The sequence below is a fragment of the Labrenzia sp. 011 genome, assembly GCF_003075075.1.
In the GTDB taxonomy this organism is placed as follows: domain Bacteria; phylum Pseudomonadota; class Alphaproteobacteria; order Rhizobiales; family Stappiaceae; genus Roseibium.
Window position 1 is genome coordinate 108,833 of the sequence record NZ_QCYM01000009.1, and the last position, 22,044, is coordinate 130,876.

Here is a 22,044-nt window from a genome sequence, read left to right on the forward strand (position 1 = left end):
GGGTTCAAACCGTTTTGCGCAGGAGCTTCAGGCCGGGTCCTTCAGGCCGGGTTCTTCAGACCGCCCATTTCGCAGACGATCTTCCATTCCTCTTCGGTGACGGGCTGGACTGACAGGCGCATCGACGTGACGAGGGACATGCCGGCCAGCCGGGGTTCCGCCTTGACGTCGGCCAGTGTCACCGGCCTGGGCATGTCGCGGACCGCCTTGAAATCCACGCATTCCCAACGCGGGTCGTCGATGGTGGTGTCCGGATGGATGTCGCTGCAGACTTCCACGATGCCGACGATCTCCTTGCCGACATTGGAATGGTAGAAGAAGGCCTTGTCGCCGATCTGCATGGCGCGCATGTTGTTGCGCGCCTGGTAGTTGCGGATGCCGTCCCACTGCTCGCCGGCCTCGCCCCTGGCCTTCTGCTGTTCCCAGGACCATTTGTCCGGCTCGGATTTGATCAGCCAGTAACGCACTTACTTGCTCTCCGGATTCTTGATCGCCCAGTTCCACGGGCGGATTTCGACGCTTTCGAACAGACCGGCGGCGGCATAGGGGTCTTCCTGGGAAATGGCGAGGATTTCATCCCGGTTGGCCGCCTCGATCACCACCAGGGAGCCGGTCATGTTGCCGTCGTCATCCATGAAGGGTCCGGCGGCCTTGAGGCTGTCGCCCAGTCCCTTGAGGAATTCCAGATGCGCCGCGCGATTGTCGAGGCGGGTTTGCAGGGCACCGTGTTTGTCGGTGCAGATCAGGGCATAAAGCATGAGAAGAGACCCTCGGGTTGTCGAATTCCGGACGAACCTAGGGCCGGTTTTTCATAAACTCAATGGCGGAAAGCCGGATTGTGGTGCGCCAGGCCTTTCCCTGCCCCGGCGGGTGGCCGTCGGCCAGGGATCCTTGCACGGAAATTCACGCGCCTTCGGTCTCGGCCTTCAGCGGCCGGGCCATCAGGGTGTTGAGCGCATCGTCGATGGTCAGGTCCTCGTCGATCATCCGTGCGACGGTCTCGCAGATCGGCACCTCGACATCGTATTTTTCCGCCAGCTTGACGGCGACCCGCGCCGAATAGGCACCCTCGGCAAGCTTCCCGCCGGCGGAAATCAGGTCGGAGGCCATGAAGCCTTCCCCGAGCCGCAGGCCGAAGGAGAAGTTGCGGGACTGGGTGGAGGAGCAGGTCAGCACAAGGTCACCGAGACCGGACAGGCCGGTCAGGGTCTCGCTCTGGGCGCCCATGGCGGCCCCCAGACGGGAGAGTTCGGCAAAACCGCGTGCGGTCAGGGCCGCCTGGGCGCTGGCGCCCAGCTTGCGGCCGGCAACGGCGCCGCAGGCAATCGCCAGAACATTTTTCAGCGCACCACCGATCTGGGTGCCGAGAATGTCGATGGAGGCGTAGGGACGGAAACTCGGCGATTGCAAGGCCTCGCACAGGCTGAGCGCGGTCTTGGTGGACGTCGAGGCAATGGTGACCGCCGTGGGCAGTCCGCGCGCCACATCGTCGGCGAAACTCGGTCCGGAGAGCACGCCCGGTTCCACGCCGGGCAGTTCCTCGCTCATCACCTTGGACAGCAGTTTTCCGCTGGATTGCTCGATGCCCTTGGCGCACAGGACGACCGGGCCGCGGGCCTTGCCGGTCTTTTTCAGGGCGGCCAGCATGGCGCGGGTGGTCTGCGCGGGGGTGACCAGCAGGACGGCATCCGCGTCCGCGGCTTCCGCCAGAGAATCCGTGGCATTCAGGTCTTCATCGAAGGTGATGCCTGGCAGATAGCGGGCATTCTGCCGGCGGGAGCGGATGTCGGAAACGATGGCCGGATCGCGCGCCCACAAGCGGACATCGCGTCCGGCACGGGCGGCCGTCAGGGCAAGAGCGGTTCCCCAGGCTCCGCCGCCTATGACGCCGACTGTCTTAATGGCGCCCATTGTTCTGCCTTTCCATACGCGACCGTAGTGTATCAAGCTGCGCTCCCAACCCTTCAAAGTAGCGGGTCCCGGCCGGTGCAGCATTCGCGAAAGGATCACCCGGGAACGGACCGAACCGCAAGGGCGGCCCGCCGGTTCCCGGCGACTTTTCGAAATGTTCCCATTGTTCGGCAGGCTTTTCAGGAATGCGACCGTAAAAATGCCGCCGCCGATTCAATCCGGAGAGACTTCCGGGAGCATCTTCGATGAAGCGATCCCGAACCGCGAACGATTCGGGCGCGATATCCAAGGAAAGTCCAGACACTCCGAAAAAATCGCGGCAGGGCGTCTGAAAAGGGATTTTCCGCGGATCCGCCGCGCCGCCGGGGACCTGACGGTCCGGATTGCGGTGAACCGGTTCGGCAATGACCGAAATCGCCGGTCCGCAGGTCAGGTCGGCAGGGGAAAAGTGATGGAGGTGCACGGTCGGAATCCTCGGTGCCGGTGGCTCAGGCGGTTTTTCCGGTCCCGGACAAGCGGGTGCGGAGGGCCTCCAGCGGTGCACCGAAGGCGGCGAAGAATCTTTCCGGGTCCCGGGCCCGGGGGCCGAACAGGTCGATCCAGAAGAACCGGCAGCGAATCGGATCGCCGCCGCCGCTGGGAAACATTTCGTAATGTTCCCATGTGTCGCCGGGACGCGCGCCGATCCGGACATGATAGTTGCGCCGCACATGGCGTCCGCGCAGGGATCTGTCCGGGGCGGGCCTGAACTGTCCGAGGGGCGGTATCGTCTCGAACGGCAGGTCCTGATCGGAAAAATGGTCGAAAGCGGCGTCGAGTGTCAGGCCGGTTTCCTCGTTGAATTCCCGCATGGCGCCGTGCAGGAAACTCTCGCCCGGATCCACCGTTCCACCGGGCACCTGCATCCCGAGCTGGGGCGTGTCCGGTTCGTCGAAGACCAGCAGGTCCGTGCCGCAGGTCAGGTAGACATAGGCCTTGTGGTAGACGCGCATGAAATCTCTTCTCTTGTTGAAACGTCACTTCGACCTAGCACACTTGGCATCAGGCGGGACCTCTTGATAGGGCATTGAATGTCCTTACCCGGATGAAGCGCGATTGCAATCTTCCCGCATGCCGCTTAGTGGTTGAATCAGGATCTGGCAAGTGTTTGCGGAATTCTTTGCCGGATTACGTCCCGCGGCGAAAGTGCAGCTTTTTCCCCGTAGAGCGGTTGTCCGAGGGCGGATTCAACTCCAGGCCCTGTTGTTTCGTCTTTTTTACTCCTTTCTGTCGTTGGATTTTTCGTTCTCTATTTACATAACGTTACGATCTATCAAGGATTTTTAATTTGGAATCTGAAATTAATTCCATAAATATAAATATTATATGGAAAAACACTTGATTTTTAACTGATTGTTAATACCGTTGCAGTGCAGCATTTTTCGAATTTCGGAGTTTCGGTGATGAGTGTCGAAAGCTCGAGAATTCTTTTGGTAACGCGTATTTTTGGTTTTGTTTTCGTTTTTGTTCTTGTGTCGGTTGTGGTTCTGGCAACTTTGCCGAACAGAATGTTCCTCGTTTCTGAAAACGCCCTGATCAACGCGCCTGTCCAAACGATTTCCTCGAAGATCAACGGGCAGGTCGTCGACCTGAGTGTCCAGATCGGTCAGGAGGTTGCCCCGTTCGCGAAGGTGGCCGAGATCGAGAATTTCGAGCGCGACAATGCGATCGCGATGAGCATGCGCATGGAGTTGCTTCAGCTCACCGACCGGCAGAAGGCGTTGCACTCGACGATAGACAGGACCTCGCTTCAGCTCGGTCTTATCCGTGAACAGGCGAATGCGACCAAGCAGGGGCTGATCGAAGATCTGAAGGTCCTGGCGCGAAAAGCCGAAAACCAGTTGCTCGCCGAAGAATCCCGGGTCGAGGAACAGGAATCTATCTTCCTTCAGAAGAAGAGCCTGGTCGATATCGGCCAGCTGAGCGAAACGGTGCTCACGCAGTATAGGCAGAAACTGGATGCGGCAAGCCACCGGATGGAGACCGCCCGTGACGATCTCACGCGGCAGACCAACATGGTGGATTCGATCGCTCGGGGTGTCTATTCCGGCGGCCTCGCAACCAACCTGATGTCGCTCGAATTTCAGGAAAAGTCGCTCGACATGGAGCATCGCAAGGCCTTGTCCGAGCTTGAGATCGTCCGCTCGCGTGTCGGCGAAATCGAACGGATGGTCGCGGTGGAAGGTCTGAGCAATTCTGCGATCAGCAGCGACAACGTGCTGGCGCGCCAGCCCGGGCGGATCGTCAGCGTCGAGGTCGCGCCGGGCGAGACAGTTGCCAAGGGCGCGGTTATCGCACGCACGATGAATTGCGAAGAAAGCTTCGTCGTTGCCGTCTTTCCCGGCCGTGAGGTCGAGGACGTTCTGGTCGGGACTCCTGCGCTGGTCAATGTCCGGTCGCTGGGTGCGAAATACAACGGCCGTGTGGAGCGGGTTGTGCGCTACTATAATACCGGCGCCGAGACGCGCTATTTCAAGAAGTTTCCGGATGCTGAAGGTCACGAGGTCTATGTGTTCATCCGGGTGAACGATACGGCGCAGGAGACGGAAGCCACTCCGGTTTCCGACAAGAAATTTTTCGGCTGCAATGTGGGGGAAGAAGTGATCGTCGCTCTCGGTGAGCCGCTTCTTCAGCGGGCGGCCAATCTGTTCCGCTCTTCCAAGCCGCTCATGGTAGCGGAAGCGGCCGCCGCTTCCGGCCAGCCGGAGGTGCCGCAGGGTGTCGATCCGTTAGCTCTCGAAAATGACCGGATCGCGGCCTTGTCGGGCGATATCCGCGATCTGGTGAAAAAGAACCGTGGTGAAAAACCCTCGGTCGGGAAATAACCCATGGGCCTCCCCCGGTCCTCGATGTGTCGTGACAGCAGGGGGGCGCCGTGAGAGCTAACCCAGGAGCAGTCCGGATCTGGTTTGTCTGGCGGCTTGTCTGCCTGATTGCCGCTGGATGCGTCCTTCTTTCCGCTGGGCTGGCCGAGGGTGCCGGTAGGGTTCCCGACTATTGCCTGTCGTGCGAAAGCCTTGCCCAGAGGGTCAAGCTTTACGGTGACGGCCCGGTCTTTCTGGTCAGCTACGAAGCCTCTCCCGAAGGCGGGCAGCTTCCCCGCGAACTGTCGAATGTCGCCTTCGGTTATGACAACGCCCTGGCCATCATCGCGCTCGTCGCATGCGGTAAGGTGGAAGCCGCCAGGCAGATCGGCGAAGCGTTTCATATCGCCCTGACCAGGGACAGGTTTTACAAGGACGGACGGCTCCGGAACGCCTATGCGGCGGGCCGGCTGGAGCCGTCCGCCGAGGCAGTCGCCCTGCCCGGCTACTGGGACGACGTGGCAGGCAAGTGGATAGAGGACGGTTATCAGGTTGGGACGGCGACCGGCAGCGCCGCCTGGGTGGCCCTGTCCCTTCTGACCCTCGGCCAGTCGGACGGCGACGCGCGCTATCTGGAAGATGCCCGCAAGATCATGCGCTGGATCAATGCCCTCACCATCGATCACGCCGGGGCGGGCGGTTTCCGGGGCGGCTTTTACGGTCATGAACCGTCCCCGGTCCGGATCGGCTGGAAATCCACCGAACACAATATCGATATCTATGCGGCCGCGTCGTTTCTCAACAGGATCGAGAAGGATCAAGGCTGGGGCGATGCGGCCCGGCACGCCCGGTCTTTTCTCGACAGAACCTGGAATCCGGACGAAAAGAGATTTCATGTTGGAACGCTTCCCGACGGCGCGGTCCTGAATACCGGACAGGACGGTCTGGACACCCAGCTCTGGGCGATCCTCGCGGTCAGTGACTTCGCCGAACGCGCGGAGGATGTCCTTGCGTGGACCTACCGCAATTTCGGCGTCGACGGGGGCCTCGATTTCAATACGGACCGCGATGGCCTGTGGATCGAGGGAACGGCGCAGGGTCTGTTGCTGCTGAAATTTCTCGGCAGGGAAAAAGAAGCCGCGATCGTGGAGGAAGCGCTTGCCAGGAACGGTGTCGGGGACGGCTATTATTTCGCCAGCTCGACGCCGGAGCTGACGACAGGTCTGTCTGCGGGTGCTGACGGAAGTTCAGGGGAATTTCTCTACCACCGGCTGCCGCATCTGGGGGCGACCTCGTGGGTCGTGCTCGCGGGGCTCGGCTGGAACCCTTTCATGTTGAAATATTTTGAACAGAGGGAGACCGGACCATGTCTCCGGAAATACTGACACTTCAGGATTCCCTGATCTATTGCATTTTCGTTTTGGGTCTCGTCGGCGGCTGTGCGTTTTTTCTGCAAAGCAAGAATATCGTCGACCGGTTGGCCTTCGGTTCCGTGATCATTGTCATGCTGCTCGGTTACATGTGGCACCGGGTTTTCTGGACCCTTCCCGAGTTCGAGTTCACGGCTTATGCGATCTGGCCGCGCATCTATCTGGTCCTGGAACTCATCGTTCTCAGCTACACCTTGTTGTCGATCGTGTTCTTCATGCGCCGCACCGACAGGTCGGCGGAGGCGGACGCAGGGGAAAGGCGCCTGCAGGAGCGCGGTGACTATCCGGCCGTCGATGTCATGATCTGCACCTACAACGAGGAACTTGAAATCCTGGAGCGCTCCATCCTGGCCGCGCTGGCGATCGATTACCCGAATTTCACCGTCTGGGTGCTGGACGACGGCAAACGGGACTGGCTCAAGGCTTATTGCGAGCGGGTCGGTGCGCAATATGTCCGGCGCACGGAAAACAAGGGTGCCAAGGCGGGCAATGTCGATAACGGTCTGGAGCATACCAAACACATAACCAACGCCCCTTTCTTTCTTCTGCTGGATGCAGATTTCGCGCCCAGGAAATCCATTCTGAAGCGGACCGTCGGTCTGTTTGACGACGATTCCATCGGTCTGGTCCAGACACCGCAGTTCTACTACAACTCCGATCCGATCCAGCACAATCTGCTCGCCTCGGGCTCGTGGGTGGACGACCAGCGCATCTTCTTCGATGTCATGCAGCCGTCGAAGGACGCCTGGGGGGCAGCCTTCTGCGTGGGAACATCCTTCGTTGCCCGCCGCGCGGCAATCGAGGAGATTGAAGGGATGCCGAAGGAGTCGGTGACCGAAGACCTGCACACGACCTACCGGCTTCTCCTGAAGGGTGTCAGGACCATCTGGCTCAACGAGCGCCTGAGCATCGGTCTGTCGGCGGAAAGTCTTTCCGGCTACATCACGCAGAGATGCCGCTGGTGCCTCGGTACAATCCAGATTGCCTTGCTGAAGGACGGACCATTCCGCGGCGCAGGGTACAGCTTCGTCGAAAGGCTGCACTATCTGCACGGCCTGCTGTACTGGTTTTGCAGACCTTTCATTCTCGCGATGCTGCTGGCGCCGATTTTCTACTATTTCCTGGGTCTGCCCGCCATTCTGCTGGAGCCGGAGGCTCTGCTGGTGATCGGCCTTCCCGCGGTCATCGGCAGCATGATCTTTCATGCCTGGATCTCGGGGCGGCGAAGTCTGCCCATCTTTACCGAGGTCACACATCTTCTGACGGCAGTGCCGGTGACGATCACGATTGTGAACGCCATCCGCAAACCGTTCGGCCACCCTTTCAAGGTGACGGCGAAGGGGGAAGACAGGTCGGAGGTTCAGGTCCAGTATTCAATGGCGGCAATGTATCTCGCCATTATCGTGCTTACCCTGATCGGCATGTTCAACGGTCCCTTGCTGCGCACAACCGGTTCCATTGACGGTTTCAGCATTGCCTGGGGCATCGTGGTCATGCTGCAAGCCTTCATTGCGTTCCTGGTCTGTGTGGAGCTGCCTCGTCCTGACCTCGACGACGAACATTTCCCGGTTACCTCGCCGGTATGGGTGAGGGCCGAGGGCAAGGTGCACCAGACAAGAAGCAGCTCCATGAGCCTCAATGAAATCGTCCTCGAACGGGGCTCCCTTGGCCTCGACCTGCAGTCGGATCAGGAGTTCGACATCGCGTTTCTGGACGGGTTGGCGGCGAGAGCCAGCGTGGTGACGCTGAATGACAGCCACGTTCGGGTACGGTTGATGGACACGAAGGCCATCCGCGACCAGATCGTGGCCCGGCTGTTCAGCGATCCGCCTGCGAATATTGCGGAGCAGGGCTTCATGCTGCGGACCAGTTTCGCTCTTTTCCGCCGGATGGTCGGGGGCATTTCCGGCGCCCCGAAGAATGTTCATGTGAAGGTTTGAGGCGGGAACCGCCGGCCATTGAAACAGTCTCGCAGGATCTGGCCTCTCCGGGGCCCGGCTACGGCCGTGCTAAACCTTCGCGCCTTTCCGGCCCGCACCGAGCACACCGGCGCTTTGCGAATCGAGAGGCCAGCGCGGGCGGGGGGACAGGGACCTGTCGTCGATGGGGCCCTGTCGCAAGCGTTCGATGCCAGCCCAGGCGATCATGGCGGCGTTGTCCGTGCACAGGTTCATGGGGGGCGCCACGAAGCGCGCTCCGGCGTCCGCAGCGGCTGACTGCAGGCTTTGCCGGATTTCCTGATTGGCCGCGACGCCGCCTGCAACGACGATCACCGGCTCCGCATCCGCATGCCGCTCCCGGAAAAGCTCAAGGGCGGATCTTGTCCGCGCTGCCAGCACGTCGGAGACGGAACGCTGGAAGGCAGCGCACAGGTCGGCGACCGTCTGGTCGTCCACCGGTTCCAGCTTCTTGGCCTGCGTCCTGAGGGCGGTCTTCAGGCCGGCGAAGGACATGTCGAGACCGGGCCGGTCGAGCAGGGGGCGGGGCAGACGGAAGCGGGTCACGTCTCCCCTTGCGGCCATCTTCTCCACCTGCGGTCCGCCCGGATAGGGCAGGCCGAGAAGCTTGGCGGTCTTGTCGAAGGCTTCGCCGATGGCATCGTCGATGGTCGTGCCCAGGCGCTCGTAATCGCCGACGCCGCGCACCAGCAGGAACTGGCTGTGGCCGCCGGAGACGAGCAGCAGCAGAAAGGGGAAATTCAGGTCGTCGGTCAGGCGGGCGGTCAGGGCATGACCTTCCAGGTGGTTGACGCCGACAATCGGCTTTCCCGCCGCCATGGCAACCGCCTTGGCGGTCATGAAGCCGACGATGACGCCGCCGATCAGCCCGGGGCCGGCAGTTGCCGCGACCGCATCAATGTCCTCCCAGCCACAACCGGCGTCGTGCATCGCCTCGGCGATGATCCTGTCGAGGATGTCGATATGGGCGCGCGCGGCGATCTCGGGGACCACGCCGCCGAATTGCGTATGCTCGGCAATCTGAGAGCGGATGGTGTTGGACAGGATCCGCCTGTCCTGCGGTCCGCAGACAACCGCCGCCGCCGTTTCATCGCAGCTCGTCTCGATGCCGAGGACCGTCAGATTGGTCGCATTGTCATTTGAATTGACTGAGGTCATTGGTCTTGCGGTGCTGGCCTGTGCTAGGACATCTCAACGAAGCAAATCAGTTTCCCGGCGCATTTCATGCCGGGCGTAACATCCGGACGGTAAACCTTGCAATCAAATCCTTTGCGCATCGGCACGAGAGGCAGCGCGCTGGCGCTGGCGCAGGCTGAAGAAACCCGCGACAGGCTGATGACAGCCCATGGTCTCGCCGAGGACGCTTTCGAGATCGTCGTCATCAAGACATCCGGAGACCGCATCCAGGACCGGCCCCTGTCGGAAGTCGGCGGGAAGGGGCTCTTCACCAAGGAGATCGAGGAGGCGCTTCTGGGCGGGCGGATCGACATCGCCGTCCATTCCTCCAAGGACATGCCGACGGTTCTGCCGACCGGTCTTGAACTGACCGCCTTTCTGCCGCGCGAGGACGTGCGCGATGCCTTTCTCTCTCCCCGGGCGAAAACGCTGGTGGACCTGCCGCAGGGCGCGGTGGTCGGGTCCAGTTCCCTGCGCCGGCAGGCGATGATCAAGCGGCTGCGGCCCGACATCGAGGTCGTGATGTATCGCGGCAACCTGCAGACCCGGTTGCGCAAGCTGGCCGAGGGCGAGGTGGATGCGACGCTTCTGGCCGCTGCCGGCCTGAGACGGCTCGGACTGGAAAGCGAAATCACCAGCCTGTTGGAAGTCGACGATTTCCTGCCTGCCGTGGGGCAGGGGGCGATCTGTATCGAAAGCCGGACCGATGACGACGACACGCGCGCAATGCTCGCGCCGATTCACGATCCGGACACCCAGGTCAGGCTGGACGCCGAACGGGCCTTTCTGGCCGTTCTCGACGGCTCCTGCCGCACGCCCATCGGCGGACTGGCGACCCTGCGGGACGGACTGCTGCATTTCAGGGGCATCGTGCTGAAGCCGAATGGCACGGAAGCGCATGTGACCTCCGGAAGCGGAGCGCCGGCCAGTGCGGTCGAGATCGGCATATCGGCCGGGGAAACCCTGAAAGCCCTGATGGGACCGGGATTTTTTCAGGATCACTGACCATGCGCTTTCTGGTGACCAGGCCTCAGCCCGACTGCAAGCGAACTGCGGACAAGCTGCGGGCGGCCGGTCACGTCGCGGATGAGGCACCGCTTCTGGACTTTCAGGTTTCACCACCGGCACCTCTCGATCTGTCCGGCGTTTGTGCCGTGGCGTTTTCAAGCCGGCGGGCAGTGTCCGTTCTGGCCGGGCATCCTCAGCTTGCCGAGCTTCTGGATCTTCCCGTTTTCACCGTGGGAGCGGCGACGGCGGAAGCCTGCAGGCGGGCGGGATTCGCGGATGTGCGTTCCGCAGGAGGAGATTTCGCGGCCCTGGGCAGGCTCATTCTTCGCGAACGGGCCGGGCTCGGGCCGGGTGCGGTCTTCTATCCCGCAGCGCAGGACCGGTCGGGGGATCTGGAGCGTGTCCTGAAAACCGGCGCTCTGGCCTGTCGCACCCGGGTTGTCTACCGGATGGATCCGATGGAAAAATTGCCGTCCGAGGTTGTGAGGGCCCTCTCTCTTGCCGCCTATGACGGCGTGCTGGTCTATTCGAGGCGCACGGCGGAAACGCTGGTGGCCGCGTTGCATTCCGCAGGTCTGGGAGCCAAAATTCCGGGACTGAAGGTCTACGCCATTTCGTCGCATGCAGCGGCGCCCATGCGAGAGGCCGCGCAGGTGCGTGTCGCGCAGGCACCTTGTGAAACGGCGCTTCTGGATCTGGTCTTAGCGGAGTGTTAACCAGATCCGGGGGAGTCCTTCTATTGCGGCGCGGAAAAGTCTTTGCCGCGGCAGTACCGCTTCGCAAAGAGGCGTGTATAGTAAAGGTCTTGGAGCTGACGGTTCCGGGGCCGGGGCAGGTTCGGGAGAAGTGCAGATGACGACGGACAAAAAATCTTCTGGCGGGACATCCTCTTCGGGCGGAAGCGGATCTCCGGGCAAGCCGGACACGACATCCGCGTCTCCAGGTGCATCCAAGCGGCCGGTCACGATTGATCTTGCGGCGGAAAAGGTGAGCCCGAAACCGGGCGCAGCCTCTCCCGGGGGATCTTCCCAGGCAGGATCCGGAAAATCGCCGCGGCCGGGAAGCTCTGCCACCTCTTCGGGTACGACATCCGTCCCGCCTTCAGGATCTTCCGCGGCATCCGCGAAACCGGGCGTGACGGGAACGGGAACCGCGGGAAGTTCTGCCGGACGGAGCACGACGGGGAGCACTCCCGGTGCCAGACCCTCATCCTCCGTTTCGTCCTCAGCTTCCGGTACTTCCACTTCCGCATCATCCGCAAGTTCGGCTTCCGGAACCGCGTCGAGCGCGTCCGGGACGGCCTCGAAACCTGCGTCTTCCACCGGCACGGCCTCGGGTGCAAGTTCCCGTCCGACCGGTTCGACCAGCTTTTCCAATCCTCCGGCGGCGGCGGAAGGCGGCGGTGTCGGCGCTTTCGGCGTGCTGATTGCGGCGGTCATCGGTGGCGTGCTGGTGCTTGGAGGCGGGTTCGGCCTGTATCAGGCCGGGCTCGTCAAGCTGTCGCCGGAACAGAACCAGCAGGTGACGAGCGCACTTTCGTCGGCCGAACGCAAGATTGCCGATCTGGAGAGCAAGCTGGCCAATGTGACCTCGACCGTCAGCGGTCAGGACCCGGCCAAGGCCGTTGCGACCCTGGAAACAAAGATCTCCAGTCTCGAATCGCAGTTGCAGGAAGCGGTCTCGGCGGCACCGTCCGACGTCTCCGCCACCATCGAGACACTGCAGAAAGAGATCGCCGACCTGCGCAGCAGCGTGGCTTCCGGGACAGGCGGCTCCGGGGAGGGCGCCCCGGCCGATCTCGCGCCGCTGGAAAGCCGGCTGGCGGCCCTGGAAGCAGCAGCGAAAAGCCAGGGGACGGTGGACCTGACCTCTCTGGAAACGCGCCTTGCCAAACTGGAAAGCGAAACAACCTCCGCCACGTCGGAAGCCGACAAGCTGTCCGGCTCCGTCACGGGGATCGAGACGCGTCTGGATGACCTGAAGAGCACGCTCGACACGCTGCAGACACGGCTGCAGAACACCGAGGCGACGGCCAAGGCGGCGCAGACGGCGGTGTCGACGTCGGATGTGTCGCTGAAAACCCTTGCCGACAGTCAGGCGCGGGCCACGGAAACCCTTTCAAGCCTTTCCGCGGACATCAAGTCCGTCGGCGCGGCGAACACTGCGGCGCTGGAGGCCATCCGGGCCGAGCTGGATGGACTGTCCACGCGGCTGGCCAAGGTGGAAGCGACCATGGGCGATGCCACGGCGCGGGAGGTGGCCGCACGCGCGCTGTCGGTCTCGGCGCTCAAGTCGGCGGTCGATTCCGGCCGCCCCTATACAACCGAGCTGGCTGCGGTCAAGGCCGGTCTGCCCGCGGATATGGACCTGAAGGCGCTGGAAACCTATGCGGAGACCGGCGTCGAACCGGTCGCCGTGCTGATCGCGCAGTTCCCGGCAGTGGCGCGCAAGGTCTATCAGACCTTTGCCGAGCCCGACCGCTCGGCGGACATGCTGGACAGTCTCCTGGCCAGCGCGAAGTCGCTGGTTGCGGTCCGCGGACCGGGCGATGCGGACGGCTCCGGGCCGGAAGCCGCCTTGCGGCGGATGGAAAATGCCGTCTCCGATGGCGATTTGAGCGCGGCGCTGGCTGCCTACAGGACCCTGCCGGAATCGGCTCAGGCCGCTGCGGCCGAGTGGGCGGCGCGGGCCGAGGCGCGTGTCGAGGTGAATGCGCTCACCGAAAAGGCCTCGCAGGAAGTGCTGAACGCGCTGGCCGCGAAAAAAGACAGTTGACCGGCGGCCGGTTTGCCGGCTGACGGGTTGTGAGATGCCGCAGTAACCGTCCCGCGTTCGCCCGAACGCCGGACACTGCGGACGAATTTGGGCCGGTCAGGACCGGCAACCCTTGGGAGCGAACTGAATGATCCGCGTCCTTCTCTTTATCGTGCTGCTGTTTGCCGTTGCATCGGGTTTCGCCTGGCTGTCGGACGTGCCGGGCATGATCTCGATCAGCTGGAACGGCTATGTCTGGGAACAGCCGCCGGCGGTCGTTGCCGTTATCGCCGGTGTCCTGCTGGCGATTCTCCTCGTGGTGGTCTGGGTCATCCGCGTGATCCTGAAGTCCCCGCAGATCGCCAGCCGGTTTTTCCAGCGCCGCCGGAAGGACAAGGGCTATCAGGCCCTGTCCCAGGGGCTGATCGCGCTGGGAACAGGCAATTCCAAGCAGGCGCGCCGCCATGCTCTGGAAGCGGACAGGCTGCTGTCGGAAGAACCGGCGGCAAAGCTTCTGCTGGCCCAGACGGCGCAGCTTGCCGGCAAGGACGACGAGGCGCGCGGCCGGTTCGAGGCGATGCTGGAAGATCCGCAGACCAGGGCACTGGGCCTGCACGGCCTCTTCGTGGAAGCGGAACGTCACGGGGAGCCCGTGGCCGCCCGTCACTATGCCGAGGAAGCGATGAAAACCTCGCCGGGTCTGGAATGGGCGGGCAAGGCGGTGCTCGGCTATCAGGCGGTGGCTCATCACTGGGACGAGGCGCTCAAGACGCTCGAGCGCAATTACGCCGCCAAGATGCTCGACAAGAAGACCTATCGCCGTCAGCGGGCCGTCATTCTGACCGCCCTGGCGCAAAAGCTGGAAGACGGCGAGCCGGAACGGGCCTATTCGCTCGCCAAGGAGGCGCACGGCCTGGCGCTGGATCTCGTGCCCGCTGCGGTGCTGACCTCCCGTCTCGCAACGCGCCGCGGCGATATCCGCAAGGCGTCGAAAGTGCTGGAGACGACCTGGCGGCTGTTTCCGCATCCCGAACTTGCGGAGACCTATGCCCATGTGCGTACGGGTGATTCCGCCGTCGATCGGCTGAAACGGGTCAGGTCGCTGTCGGCACAGCGGGCCAACACGCCTGAAGGCGCGCTGGCGGTTGCCCAGGCGGCGCTGGAGGCACGGGAATTCGATGAGGCCAGGGCGCAACTGAAAAAGGTTCTCCAGTCCGAACCGTCCCGCAAGGCCTTCCTGCTGATGGCGGAGGTCGAGGAAGCCGAACATGGCGACAGTGGCCGGATGCGCGACTGGCTCGCGCGGGCCGTCAAGGCGCCGCTCGACAAGGCCTGGGTGGCGGACGGGATCGTCTCGGCCGAATGGCAGGCCGTTTCCCCGGTCACCGGCAAGCTGGACGCCTTCAGGTGGATGTCGCCGGGCGGTCTGTCGGACGAAGACGGCGGTCTTCTGGAAGACAGTGCCTTCGAAGCTCCGGCCCTGCCCGCCGCGACGGTGGCGGCAGCGTCCGCCGAGCCTTCCCCTGCCGGTGTGGATACATCCGGTGACGATCCGAAGACGGTGGATCTCACGCCCGAACCGGTCGCTCGGGAGCCTGTTGCCAGTGCCGGGGACGCGCAGGCGGCCGACGCTTCGAGGGAAGCGGTCAAGGCCGCGCCGGACAAGGATGGCAGGATGGGGCCCGAAGGAACCACGGACGACGTCGGCCTCACTCCTCCGCTGAAGGACCTGCCGGAGGCTCCGAAAGCCGCGGAAAAAGCTGCCGACGCGGGAAAACCCGAGCCGGAAGCTGCCGCGCAGGAGGTTGCCGCCTCCAGTGCGGTTCCCGTCGCGGACAAGCCGGTGGTGCCTTCCGGCAAGAAGGTCGCGGGCGAAAACAGGCCGGTGGAAACGAATCCGACACCCGGCAAGGAGAACCTGAACGGCCCGATCGAGTTCCCCCTGAGCCGGATGCCGGACGATCCGGGGCCGGAGGACGACGACGAGGGAACAGGGGATAAAAAGCCGCGACCCCGGTTCTTCAACTAGGATTTCGATCCCTGCGGATTTCGCGGTGCTCGCCTCCGCAGGCATGATGCTGTCCCGGCCCCGGGGTCGGGGCCTGTCCATTGTCTTCCGTTCCGGACCGTGCGGAAAAGAGGACGGTGCCCAGCACAAATCCGGCCGGCATTTGCTCCAGATGGTACGGGCAGGCGGGCTGCGGCGGGGAAGATGTAATATCCTGCGCAGAACTTGTCGCTAACCTCTTGCATCCGGCGCCAAGCTCCGGTAATTAGCGGCGCACCCGGCAGATGTCGGGATACGCGCCGTATCGCGCTTTGCTTGTCCGTTCAGGCAGATCGCCGCTTTAGCTCAGGTGGTAGAGCACATCATTCGTAATGATGGGGTCGCAGGTTCGAGTCCTGCAAGCGGCACCACTCCTCATAGGCAACTGCTTCTCGGGCGACCTGATCGCTGCGTCGGCCCGGTTTCGTTATTCCTGACATATTTTACAATGTGTTTTTACGATCCGGATTTTCGGGTTGGTTACTTTGATTCTGGATTGCCGAAACGGTTGCTTGATTTAAGGCGCCCAAGTTGATTCAATGAAAGAATCAGCAATTCTTCCTGATTTCAAGAATGTTCCCCTGTTTGAATGCATGGAGAGCGGTGTGGGCAAAACGGCAAAACTTGAATTTATCCGGCGGCTCGTTCCGTTGAGCCTCGCTGTGCTTGCAGTCGTCGGCGGATATTTCTTCATGTCGTTGCTGAGCAGCCTTCTGTGTCTGGTGGCCGCCGCCGGCATCTATGCCGCGCTGCCCCGGCCCAATGTTCCCTCCGGGGCGATCCGCCCGGTGTCGCGCCCCCCGATGATCATCCTGGATCTCATCGGCTTCACGCTCGGCATCCTCCTGTTTCCGCTCGCCTTTATCGGCATGGGGGTTGCCACCGGTGGTCTTGCCCTTCTGGCGCTCTTCTGCCTTGTGCCTGCCGCCGCCTCGCTGGTTTTCTTCACGGTTGCCGTACGCCAGGAAACCTCCTGGGTGCGGTTCTTCGCCAATGGCTTCGAATTCACCCAGTTCGGCCTGCGGGTGCGTGTTCTCTTTGAGGAACTCTCCAGGATGGAGATCCGCCTGTGGGAGGCGCCGGGTCTGGCGGCCTGGTTTCAGGCCACCATCGGATCCAGCGGTATGCGCTCCGCGGTGCTTCTGAACGGCGAGGAGAGCACGAAGACGCTTGTCTTCAGGCGGCGGGACGGTGCCCGCTTCACGATTTCCTCCGAGCTCGTCCCCGATCTGCAGCGCATCCTGATCGACATCGATCGGGCGGGCATGGATCTGCCGGAGGGGATCAGCGAATTGCAGCGGCGGAAGATCCGCCAGCGCCGTGAACGCATGTATGGCGGGGAGCTGGACCTGCCGCAACCGCCCGAGGAAAAGAAAGTCGCGCGCATTGCCGCGCTGATCGAGCACGCCAGGCGGACCGCCGGACAATGAGCGGGCCGGTTCCGGCGCACTGAAACTGCCGCCGGCAGGGTTTGTCCGTCAGTCGCATGGGCGGGTCCCGAAGCTTTCCGGCATGAGCGGATCCGCGCAACTCCTTATTTTTCTACCCAGTCCGGTTTGCGCTTTTCGAGGAAGGCGGATATGCCCTCCCTCGCCTCCTGGGTTTCCCAGGTGTCGGCAAGGCGGCGGATGGTGTCCTCGATGACGTCGTCCGTGATGGCCGGGCCGAGGGTTCTGGCAAGTGCCTTGGAGGCGGCGACGGCGGCAGGGGCGGCGGCAAGATAGGGCCTGATTTCCTGCTCCACGGCGTCATCGAGCCCGTCAGGGGACACCACCCTTGCGACAAGATCGAGATCCCGTGCTTCCGCTGCGCCGAATATCCTGGCGGACATGAACACGCGCCGTGCCTTGCCTTCTCCCATGCGAGCCAGAACATAGGGGCTGATCGTCGCCGGAATCAGGCCGAGACGGACTTCCGTCAGGCCGAATTTGGCGCTGTCCACGGCCACAACGCTGTCGCAGACGCTCATCATGCCGATGCCGCCGCCGAAGGCCTGTCCCTGGACGCGGCCGATCAGAGGTTTGGGCAGTTCGTTGAGGGCCTTCAGCATCAGGGCCAGCTTGCGGGCCTCGGCCATGCGGGTCTCGCGGCCGGCCTCGAACTGCTCGCGCATCCAGCCGAGATCGCCTCCGGCGCAGAAGCTCGCCCCTGCGCCGGTCAGGATGACAGCGCGGACCGATGGATCGGCGCCGAGATCTCTGGCGGCGGCCGTCAGCTCGCCGATCATCCTGGCCGACATGGAATTGTGTTTCTCCGGCCGGTTCAGCGTGAGCGTCGCGACGCCGCGCGGGTCGATCGAAAGGAGGATCGTCTCACAGGTCACGCGTCCACGCTCCGCAGGCTTTTCGCGAAGGCCGCGACCTGGCGGACCGCGTCCCGGTCGATCCCGGTTTCGAAGCCCTTGTCGGCCATCAGGTCAAGCACCGCTTCGGTGGCGACATTTCCCTTGGCGCCCGGCGCATAGGGGCAGCCGCCCAGACCGCCGACGGCGCTGTCGAATGTGCGCAGCCCCTTTTCCAGGCTGACCGTAATGTTCTCCAGCGCCCGGCCTCTCGTGTCGTGATAATGGCCCGCCAGCCGCTCGGCGGGCACGGCGTCAAGCACCGCATCCAGCATGGCGGCGACGGTCTCCGGCGTGCCGGTGCCGATCGTGTCTCCCAGGGAGATCTCGTAGCAGCCGATGTCCAGCAGAAGCCTTGCGACCTCGGCGACTTTCTCCGGCGGGGTCGGCCCGTCATAGGGGCAGTCCGTGACGCAGGAGACATACCCGCGCACAGGGATATGGTCCTCGCGGGCCTTTTCCAGAAGCGGGCGGAAACGCTCGATGCTCTCGGCAATGGAGCAATTGATGTTCTTTTTGGAAAACCCTTCGGAGGCGGACCCGAAGATGGCGACCTCGTCGGCGGAGGCCTTGCGGGCCGCGGTGAAGCCTTTGACGTTAGGCGTGAGGGCCGCATAGCTTACGGACGGATGCCGGTAGATGCCTTCCATGACTTCCTGGGCGTCGGCCATCTGCGGTACCCACTTCGGGCTGACGAAGCTGGTGACCTCGATCTTGCGGAAACCGCATTTCGACAGCTGGTCCACCAGTTCGATCTTCCGCGCTGTCGGCACGAACTGCTTTTCGTTCTGCAGGCCGTCGCGCGGACCCATCTCGAATATGGTGACGAAGTCGGACATGTCTTTCCTCATTGAGGTTACCGTTGTGTGGTCCGTCATTGCCGCGTGAGCGGCGATGACAACAGGGGCAGGAACGCCGGGGGCCCTTCCTGGAGGGAAGGACTACCCGTTCATGCTTCGCGTTCGGCGCGGGCCCTGAGGTCGCCGCGGATGACCTTGCCCGTGGTGGTCAGCGGCAGGGCGTCGACAAATTCGACCTCGCGCGGATATTCATGGGCGGCCAGGCGGGTCTTGACGAAGCCGGCGATGTCCTCGGCCAGGTCCTCCGAGGGCTCGATTCCGCCTTTGAGCACTACATAGGCCTTGACGATTTCCGTGCGCCGGGCGTCCGGCTTGCCGATCACCCCGGCCATCGCGACGGCCGGGTGCTTGATCAGGCAGTCCTCGATCTCGCCCGGGCCGATACGGTAGCCGGAAGAGGTGATGACATCATCATCGCGTCCCACGAAGCGTATCCAGCCGTCTTCATCGCGCAGACCGGTGTCGCCGGTCAACAGCCAGTCGCCGGCGAACTTCCTTTTCGTGGCGTCCGTGTTGTTCCAGTACCCGAGAAACATCAGCGGGTCGGGGGACCGGACGGCAATGTTGCCCTGGGTACCCGCGGGCAGTTCCTCTCCGGCGTCGCTGACGACACTGACCCGGTGTCCGGGGACCGGTCTGCCCATGATGCCCGGACGGGCCTCCATGAGGCTGGAACAGCTGGAGACGATCATGTTGCATTCGGTCTGGCCATAGAACTCGTTGATTGTCAGTCCGAAGGTCCTGCGGCCCCAGCCGATCAGTTCGGCGCCGAGTGTTTCGCCGCCCGAGGCGACCGAGCGCAGGTTCAGGTTCCAGCGTGTCTCGGGATCGGCTACCTGGCGCATCATCTTGAGCGCGGTCGGCGGCAGGAAGCTGTTGCGGATCTTCTGGTCCTGAAGCAGCTGGAAAGCGGCCTCGGCGGTGAATTTCCGGAACCGGCAGGCGACCACCGGCACGCCGAGATAAAGGGCGGGCATCAGCACGTCCAGAATGCCGCCGATCCAGGCCCAGTCGGCGGGCGTCCAGATGCGGTCGCCGGGCTGGCCGAGAAAGTCGTGGCTCATCTCCACGCCCGGCAGATGGCCGAGCAGCACCCGGTGGCCGTGCAGGGCGCCTTTAGGCTGGCCGGTGGTGCCGGAGGTATAGATGATGATCGCCGGGTCGTCGGGACCCGTGTCGAAGGGCCGGAAGCTTTCCTCGTGGCCGGCCATATGTGCGGCCAGATCCTCCGCGCCCGGGCTTTCGCCGTCGGCGCAGAAGACGGTCGTCAGGCCCGGAAGCCCGGACCTGATTCCGTGAAGTTTTGCCGCGCCGCCGGCATCGGTGATCACCGCCTTCGCGCCGGAATCGTTGAGGCGGTATTCCAGCGCCTCCTCGCCGAAGAGGGTGAACAGAGGAATGGTGATGGCGCCGAGTTTCAGGGCGGCGATATGGGCAATGGCGGTTTCCGGCCTTTGCGGCATCAGCACGCCGACCCGATCGCCGGGCCGGATGCCCCGGGCAGCCAGAAGATTGGCGAGCCGGTTCGATTGCCGCTTCAGATCGTCATAGGAATAGCTGACGGTGTCGCCGTCTTCCTGCGCATAGACCAGGGCTTCACGGTCCGGGTCCCTTTCGGCCCAGGCGTCGCAGATGGCGACGCCGATGTTGAACCGCTCGGGGATGTGCCAGGCGAATTTCGCCACCATGTCCTCGTAGCTTGCGGTGTCAGGCGGCAGCATCGGTGGACTCCTGCGCAAGAGCGAGAAGAATGGTGCCGTCGGTCACCTGTTCGCCTTCGGCGACGAGTACTTCGCCGATCACCCCGTCGCGGGGGGCCTTCAGCGTGTGTTCCATCTTCATGGCTTCCAGGATCAGCAGCGGCTGGTCCTTGGTGACCGTGTCGCCCGTCCTGGCGGTGAGCACCTTCACCAGGCCCGGCATCGGCGCGATGAGCTGGTCGCCGGCAGTGGCGGCATCTTCATCGGCGCCGAGCGCATCGGGCAGGGCAAAGGGGAAGGCATGGCCGTTCAGGAAGACGGTCAGCCCCTTTCGACCCTTGACCACGACCGCGCGGGCGCGGTGGCCGTCGCACTCATAGGTGCAGGCGCCGTCTGTCGCTTCGATAAGGGCATATTCGCGAATGCCGTTTTCCAGGTGAACCGCGAAGCGGCGGGGCGCCAGGGCGTGAACTTCCACATCCCGCCGCTCGCCCGCGATTTCCAGCAGCGCGAACTGCCGTGAGGCGCTCCAGATCCGCCATCCGGCCAGGGTCTCGAATGGATCCGTGCCTGCGGTCGGCCTGGTCAGGCCGAGCGCGGTGAGCGCGGCCATGGCGATGGCATCTTCAGGAATCGCCGGCTCGCCGACGAGGTCGTCCAGATCCCGGCCGATCAGGCCGGTGTCGACCTCGCCGCGGGCAAAGCCTTCATGGCGGCACAGTGCGGCCAGGAATGCAGCGTTGGTGACGCAGCCGGCCACTTCCGTTTTCTCGAGGCTGGCGAGCAGCTTGCCGAGGGCGGCCTCGCGGGTGGGGCCGTGCACGATCACCTTGGCGATCATCGGGTCGTAGAAGGGAGTGATTTCGTCACCGGCCCGCACGCCGCTGTCGATCCTGGCCGTGTCCTCGGGAAGGGAGAGGTGGTCCAGCGTGCCGATGGCGGGCAGGAAGCCTTTCGGTGCGTCCTCGGCATAGAGGCGGGCCTCGAACGCCCAGCCGCTGAAGGACAGCTCTTCCTGGGTCTTCGGCAGGATCTCTCCGGAGGCGACCCGGAGCTGCCATTCGACCAGATCCTCGCCGGTGATCATCTCGGTGACGGGATGTTCCACCTGCAGGCGGGTGTTCATTTCCATGAAGTAGAAGCGGTCCGCCCGAAGACCCTCGGAGACGTCGGCGATGAACTCGATGGTGCCCGCGCCGCAGTAGTCGATGGCCCTGGCTGCCGTCACGGCCGCCTCGCCCATGGCGTTGCGCATGTCTTCCGGCATGCCGGGCGCGGGCGCCTCCTCGATCACCTTCTGGTGGCGGCGCTGCAGCGAGCAGTCGCGCTCGAACAGATGCACCGCATTGCCGTGGCTGTCGCCGAACACCTGGATCTCGATATGACGCGGCATGGTCAGATATTTCTCGATCAGCACCCGTCCGTCGCCGAAGCTTGCCTCGCCCTCGCGCTTCGCGCCTCTGAGGGCCTCGGCGAAATCCTGCGGGGCATCGACCCGGCGCATGCCCTTGCCGCCGCCGCCGGCGCGTGCCTTGATCAGAACCGGATAGCCGATCCGCCCGGCCTGGAGTTTCAGGAAGTCGGCTTCCTGGTTGTCGCCGTGATAGCCGGGCACGACCGGAACGCCGGCTTTCTGCATCAGGGCCTTGGCGGCATCCTTCAGGCCCATCGCACGGATGGAGGAGGCGCTGGGGCCGATGAAGGCGATGCCTGCCTGGTCCAGCGCGTCGACGAAATCCGGATTTTCCGACAGGAAGCCGTAGCCCGGATGCACGGCCTGCGCGCCGCTGCGCCGGCAGGCCTCGATGATCCGGTCGGCCTTCAGATAGCTTTCGGCTGCGGGGGCGGGGCCGATGCGGTAGGCCTCGTCGGCCATGGCGACGTGTTTCGCCCCGGCATCGGCGTCGGAATAGATGGCCACCGTGCCGATACCCAGTCTTTTCGCTGTTGCCATGACCCGGCAGGCGATTTCGCCCCGGTTGGCGATGAGGATCTTGTTGAACATCCGTTTTCTCC

The 22,044-nt window shown here is 63.4% G+C and carries 19 protein-coding genes and 1 tRNA gene; 9 read left to right on the top strand and 11 right to left on the bottom strand.

The genetic code is table 11. The features are described 5' to 3' along the window. Positions 1 to 41: 41 nt before the first annotated feature. The 5 genes from DCO57_RS11795 to DCO57_RS11815 all read right to left on the bottom strand — a co-directional run bounded on the left by DCO57_RS11795 (position 42) and on the right by DCO57_RS11815 (position 2,903). Positions 42 to 467, bottom strand: a complete 426-nt coding sequence (locus DCO57_RS11795; RefSeq protein ID WP_116699094.1) for an EVE domain-containing protein — start codon at positions 465 to 467, stop codon at positions 42 to 44. Continuing rightward, complete coding sequence (locus DCO57_RS11800) at positions 468 to 758, bottom strand: YciI family protein (protein ID WP_116699095.1); 291 nt, start codon at positions 756 to 758, stop codon at positions 468 to 470. Positions 759 to 903: 145 nt separating this feature from the next. Further along, the gene (locus DCO57_RS11805) at positions 904 to 1,911 is read right to left on the bottom strand and encodes an NAD(P)H-dependent glycerol-3-phosphate dehydrogenase (protein WP_116699096.1); all 1,008 of its coding nucleotides are present in this window, start codon (positions 1,909 to 1,911) and stop codon (positions 904 to 906) included. Further along, a complete protein-coding gene (locus DCO57_RS23790) occupies positions 1,898 to 2,200 on the bottom strand; it encodes a hypothetical protein (RefSeq protein ID WP_208977909.1) in 303 nt (100 codons plus the stop codon). Before DCO57_RS23790 ends, DCO57_RS11805 begins: the two co-directional genes overlap by 14 nt. 199 nt (positions 2,201 to 2,399) lie before the next feature. Then, positions 2,400 to 2,903: an NUDIX domain-containing protein gene (locus DCO57_RS11815; RefSeq protein WP_116699098.1), complete on the bottom strand. Its 504-nt coding sequence runs from the start codon at positions 2,901 to 2,903 to the stop codon at positions 2,400 to 2,402. Positions 2,904 to 3,458: 555 nt separating this feature from the next. On the opposite strand from DCO57_RS11815, the gene DCO57_RS11820 reads away from it, so the two are divergent. Genes DCO57_RS11820 through DCO57_RS11830 form a run of 3 tightly spaced genes read left to right on the top strand, consistent with a single transcriptional unit; the run spans position 3,459 to position 8,124 of the window. Then, entirely contained in the window at positions 3,459 to 4,775 is a 1,317-nt protein-coding gene (locus tag DCO57_RS11820; RefSeq protein ID WP_133192662.1) for an HlyD family efflux transporter periplasmic adaptor subunit, read from the top strand. 50 nt (positions 4,776 to 4,825) lie between these two features. Next, positions 4,826 to 6,139 (top strand): hypothetical protein, encoded by a 1,314-nt coding sequence (locus DCO57_RS11825; RefSeq protein WP_116699100.1) that lies wholly within the window; start codon positions 4,826 to 4,828, stop codon positions 6,137 to 6,139. Further along, positions 6,121 to 8,124, top strand: coding sequence for a cellulose synthase catalytic subunit (locus DCO57_RS11830; protein ID WP_116699101.1), 2,004 nt, complete (start codon positions 6,121 to 6,123; stop codon positions 8,122 to 8,124). Before DCO57_RS11825 ends, DCO57_RS11830 begins: the two co-directional genes overlap by 19 nt. A gap of 69 nt (positions 8,125 to 8,193) precedes the next feature. Here the strand turns inward: DCO57_RS11830 and tsaD are convergent, their stop codons facing one another. Continuing rightward, positions 8,194 to 9,264: a tRNA (adenosine(37)-N6)-threonylcarbamoyltransferase complex transferase subunit TsaD gene (gene tsaD, locus DCO57_RS11835; RefSeq protein WP_116699163.1), complete on the bottom strand. Its 1,071-nt coding sequence runs from the start codon at positions 9,262 to 9,264 to the stop codon at positions 8,194 to 8,196. Positions 9,265 to 9,396: 132 nt separating this feature from the next. Here tsaD and hemC point away from each other — a divergent pair, with 132 nt between their 5' ends. Next, the gene (gene hemC, locus DCO57_RS11840; protein ID WP_116699102.1) at positions 9,397 to 10,323 is read left to right on the top strand and encodes a hydroxymethylbilane synthase; all 927 of its coding nucleotides are present in this window, start codon (positions 9,397 to 9,399) and stop codon (positions 10,321 to 10,323) included. 2 nt (positions 10,324 to 10,325) lie between these two features. Continuing rightward, positions 10,326 to 11,042, top strand: coding sequence for a uroporphyrinogen-III synthase (locus tag DCO57_RS11845; RefSeq protein WP_116699103.1), 717 nt, complete (start codon positions 10,326 to 10,328; stop codon positions 11,040 to 11,042). Here the strand turns inward: DCO57_RS11845 and DCO57_RS11850 are convergent. Continuing rightward, positions 11,028 to 11,765, bottom strand: coding sequence for a hypothetical protein (locus DCO57_RS11850; protein ID WP_133192663.1), 738 nt, complete (start codon positions 11,763 to 11,765; stop codon positions 11,028 to 11,030). The two genes, DCO57_RS11845 and DCO57_RS11850, sit on opposite strands and share 15 nt — an antisense overlap. Between DCO57_RS11850 and DCO57_RS11855 the strand changes: the two genes are divergently transcribed. From DCO57_RS11855 to DCO57_RS11870, 4 genes are all read left to right on the top strand, one after another. Continuing rightward, positions 11,746 to 13,101, top strand: coding sequence for a hypothetical protein (locus DCO57_RS11855; protein WP_208977910.1), 1,356 nt, complete (start codon positions 11,746 to 11,748; stop codon positions 13,099 to 13,101). The genes DCO57_RS11850 and DCO57_RS11855 overlap by 20 nt on opposite strands. A gap of 127 nt (positions 13,102 to 13,228) precedes the next feature. Next, positions 13,229 to 15,109 carry a heme biosynthesis HemY N-terminal domain-containing protein gene (locus DCO57_RS11860; protein WP_116699105.1) on the top strand — a complete coding sequence of 627 codons (1,881 nt, stop codon included), beginning with the start codon at positions 13,229 to 13,231 and terminating at the stop codon, positions 15,107 to 15,109. Between the two features lie 313 nt (positions 15,110 to 15,422). Beyond that, positions 15,423 to 15,498, top strand: a tRNA-Thr gene (locus tag DCO57_RS11865). Positions 15,499 to 15,732: 234 nt separating this feature from the next. Further along, a complete protein-coding gene (locus tag DCO57_RS11870; protein ID WP_208977911.1) occupies positions 15,733 to 16,557 on the top strand; it encodes a hypothetical protein in 825 nt (274 codons plus the stop codon). 104 nt (positions 16,558 to 16,661) lie between these two features. Here the strand turns inward: DCO57_RS11870 and DCO57_RS11875 are convergent, their stop codons facing one another. The 4 genes from DCO57_RS11875 to DCO57_RS11890 all read right to left on the bottom strand — a co-directional run bounded on the left by DCO57_RS11875 (position 16,662) and on the right by DCO57_RS11890 (position 22,033). Next, on the bottom strand, positions 16,662 to 17,450 hold the full coding sequence (locus DCO57_RS11875; RefSeq protein WP_116699106.1) for a crotonase/enoyl-CoA hydratase family protein: 789 nt from the start codon (positions 17,448 to 17,450) through the stop codon (positions 16,662 to 16,664). Next, complete coding sequence (locus tag DCO57_RS11880; protein WP_116699107.1) at positions 17,447 to 18,307, bottom strand: hydroxymethylglutaryl-CoA lyase; 861 nt, start codon at positions 18,305 to 18,307, stop codon at positions 17,447 to 17,449. Before DCO57_RS11880 ends, DCO57_RS11875 begins: the two co-directional genes overlap by 4 nt. 110 nt (positions 18,308 to 18,417) lie before the next feature. Then, positions 18,418 to 20,049, bottom strand: a complete 1,632-nt coding sequence (locus DCO57_RS11885) for an acyl-CoA synthetase (protein ID WP_116699108.1) — start codon at positions 20,047 to 20,049, stop codon at positions 18,418 to 18,420. After that, positions 20,036 to 22,033: an acetyl/propionyl/methylcrotonyl-CoA carboxylase subunit alpha gene (locus DCO57_RS11890; RefSeq protein WP_116699109.1), complete on the bottom strand. Its 1,998-nt coding sequence runs from the start codon at positions 22,031 to 22,033 to the stop codon at positions 20,036 to 20,038. The genes DCO57_RS11885 and DCO57_RS11890 overlap by 14 nt, the downstream gene beginning before the upstream one ends. Positions 22,034 to 22,044 lie beyond the last annotated feature (11 nt).

What these genes read in the sequence shown, in the direction of transcription:
- DCO57_RS11800 (WP_116699095.1), bottom strand. Translation starts at nt 758, where the DNA reads ATGCTTTATGCCCTGATCTGCACCGACAAACACGGTGCCCTGCAAACC.
- DCO57_RS11830 (WP_116699101.1), top strand. Translation starts at nt 6,121, where the DNA reads ATGTCTCCGGAAATACTGACACTTCAGGATTCCCTGATCTATTGCATT.
- DCO57_RS11890 (WP_116699109.1), bottom strand. Translation starts at nt 22,033, where the DNA reads ATGTTCAACAAGATCCTCATCGCCAACCGGGGCGAAATCGCCTGCCGG.
- DCO57_RS11885 (WP_116699108.1), bottom strand. Translation starts at nt 20,049, where the DNA reads ATGCTGCCGCCTGACACCGCAAGCTACGAGGACATGGTGGCGAAATTC.
- DCO57_RS11805 (WP_116699096.1), bottom strand. Translation starts at nt 1,911, where the DNA reads ATGGGCGCCATTAAGACAGTCGGCGTCATAGGCGGCGGAGCCTGGGGA.
- DCO57_RS11845 (WP_116699103.1), top strand. Translation starts at nt 10,326, where the DNA reads ATGCGCTTTCTGGTGACCAGGCCTCAGCCCGACTGCAAGCGAACTGCG.
- DCO57_RS11880 (WP_116699107.1), bottom strand. Translation starts at nt 18,307, where the DNA reads ATGTCCGACTTCGTCACCATATTCGAGATGGGTCCGCGCGACGGCCTG.
- DCO57_RS11820 (WP_133192662.1), top strand. Translation starts at nt 3,459, where the DNA reads ATGTTCCTCGTTTCTGAAAACGCCCTGATCAACGCGCCTGTCCAAACG.
- DCO57_RS11815 (WP_116699098.1), bottom strand. Translation starts at nt 2,903, where the DNA reads ATGCGCGTCTACCACAAGGCCTATGTCTACCTGACCTGCGGCACGGAC.
- DCO57_RS11860 (WP_116699105.1), top strand. Translation starts at nt 13,229, where the DNA reads ATGATCCGCGTCCTTCTCTTTATCGTGCTGCTGTTTGCCGTTGCATCG.
- DCO57_RS11850 (WP_133192663.1), bottom strand. Translation starts at nt 11,765, where the DNA reads ATGACCGCCGCAATCAGCACGCCGAAAGCGCCGACACCGCCGCCTTCC.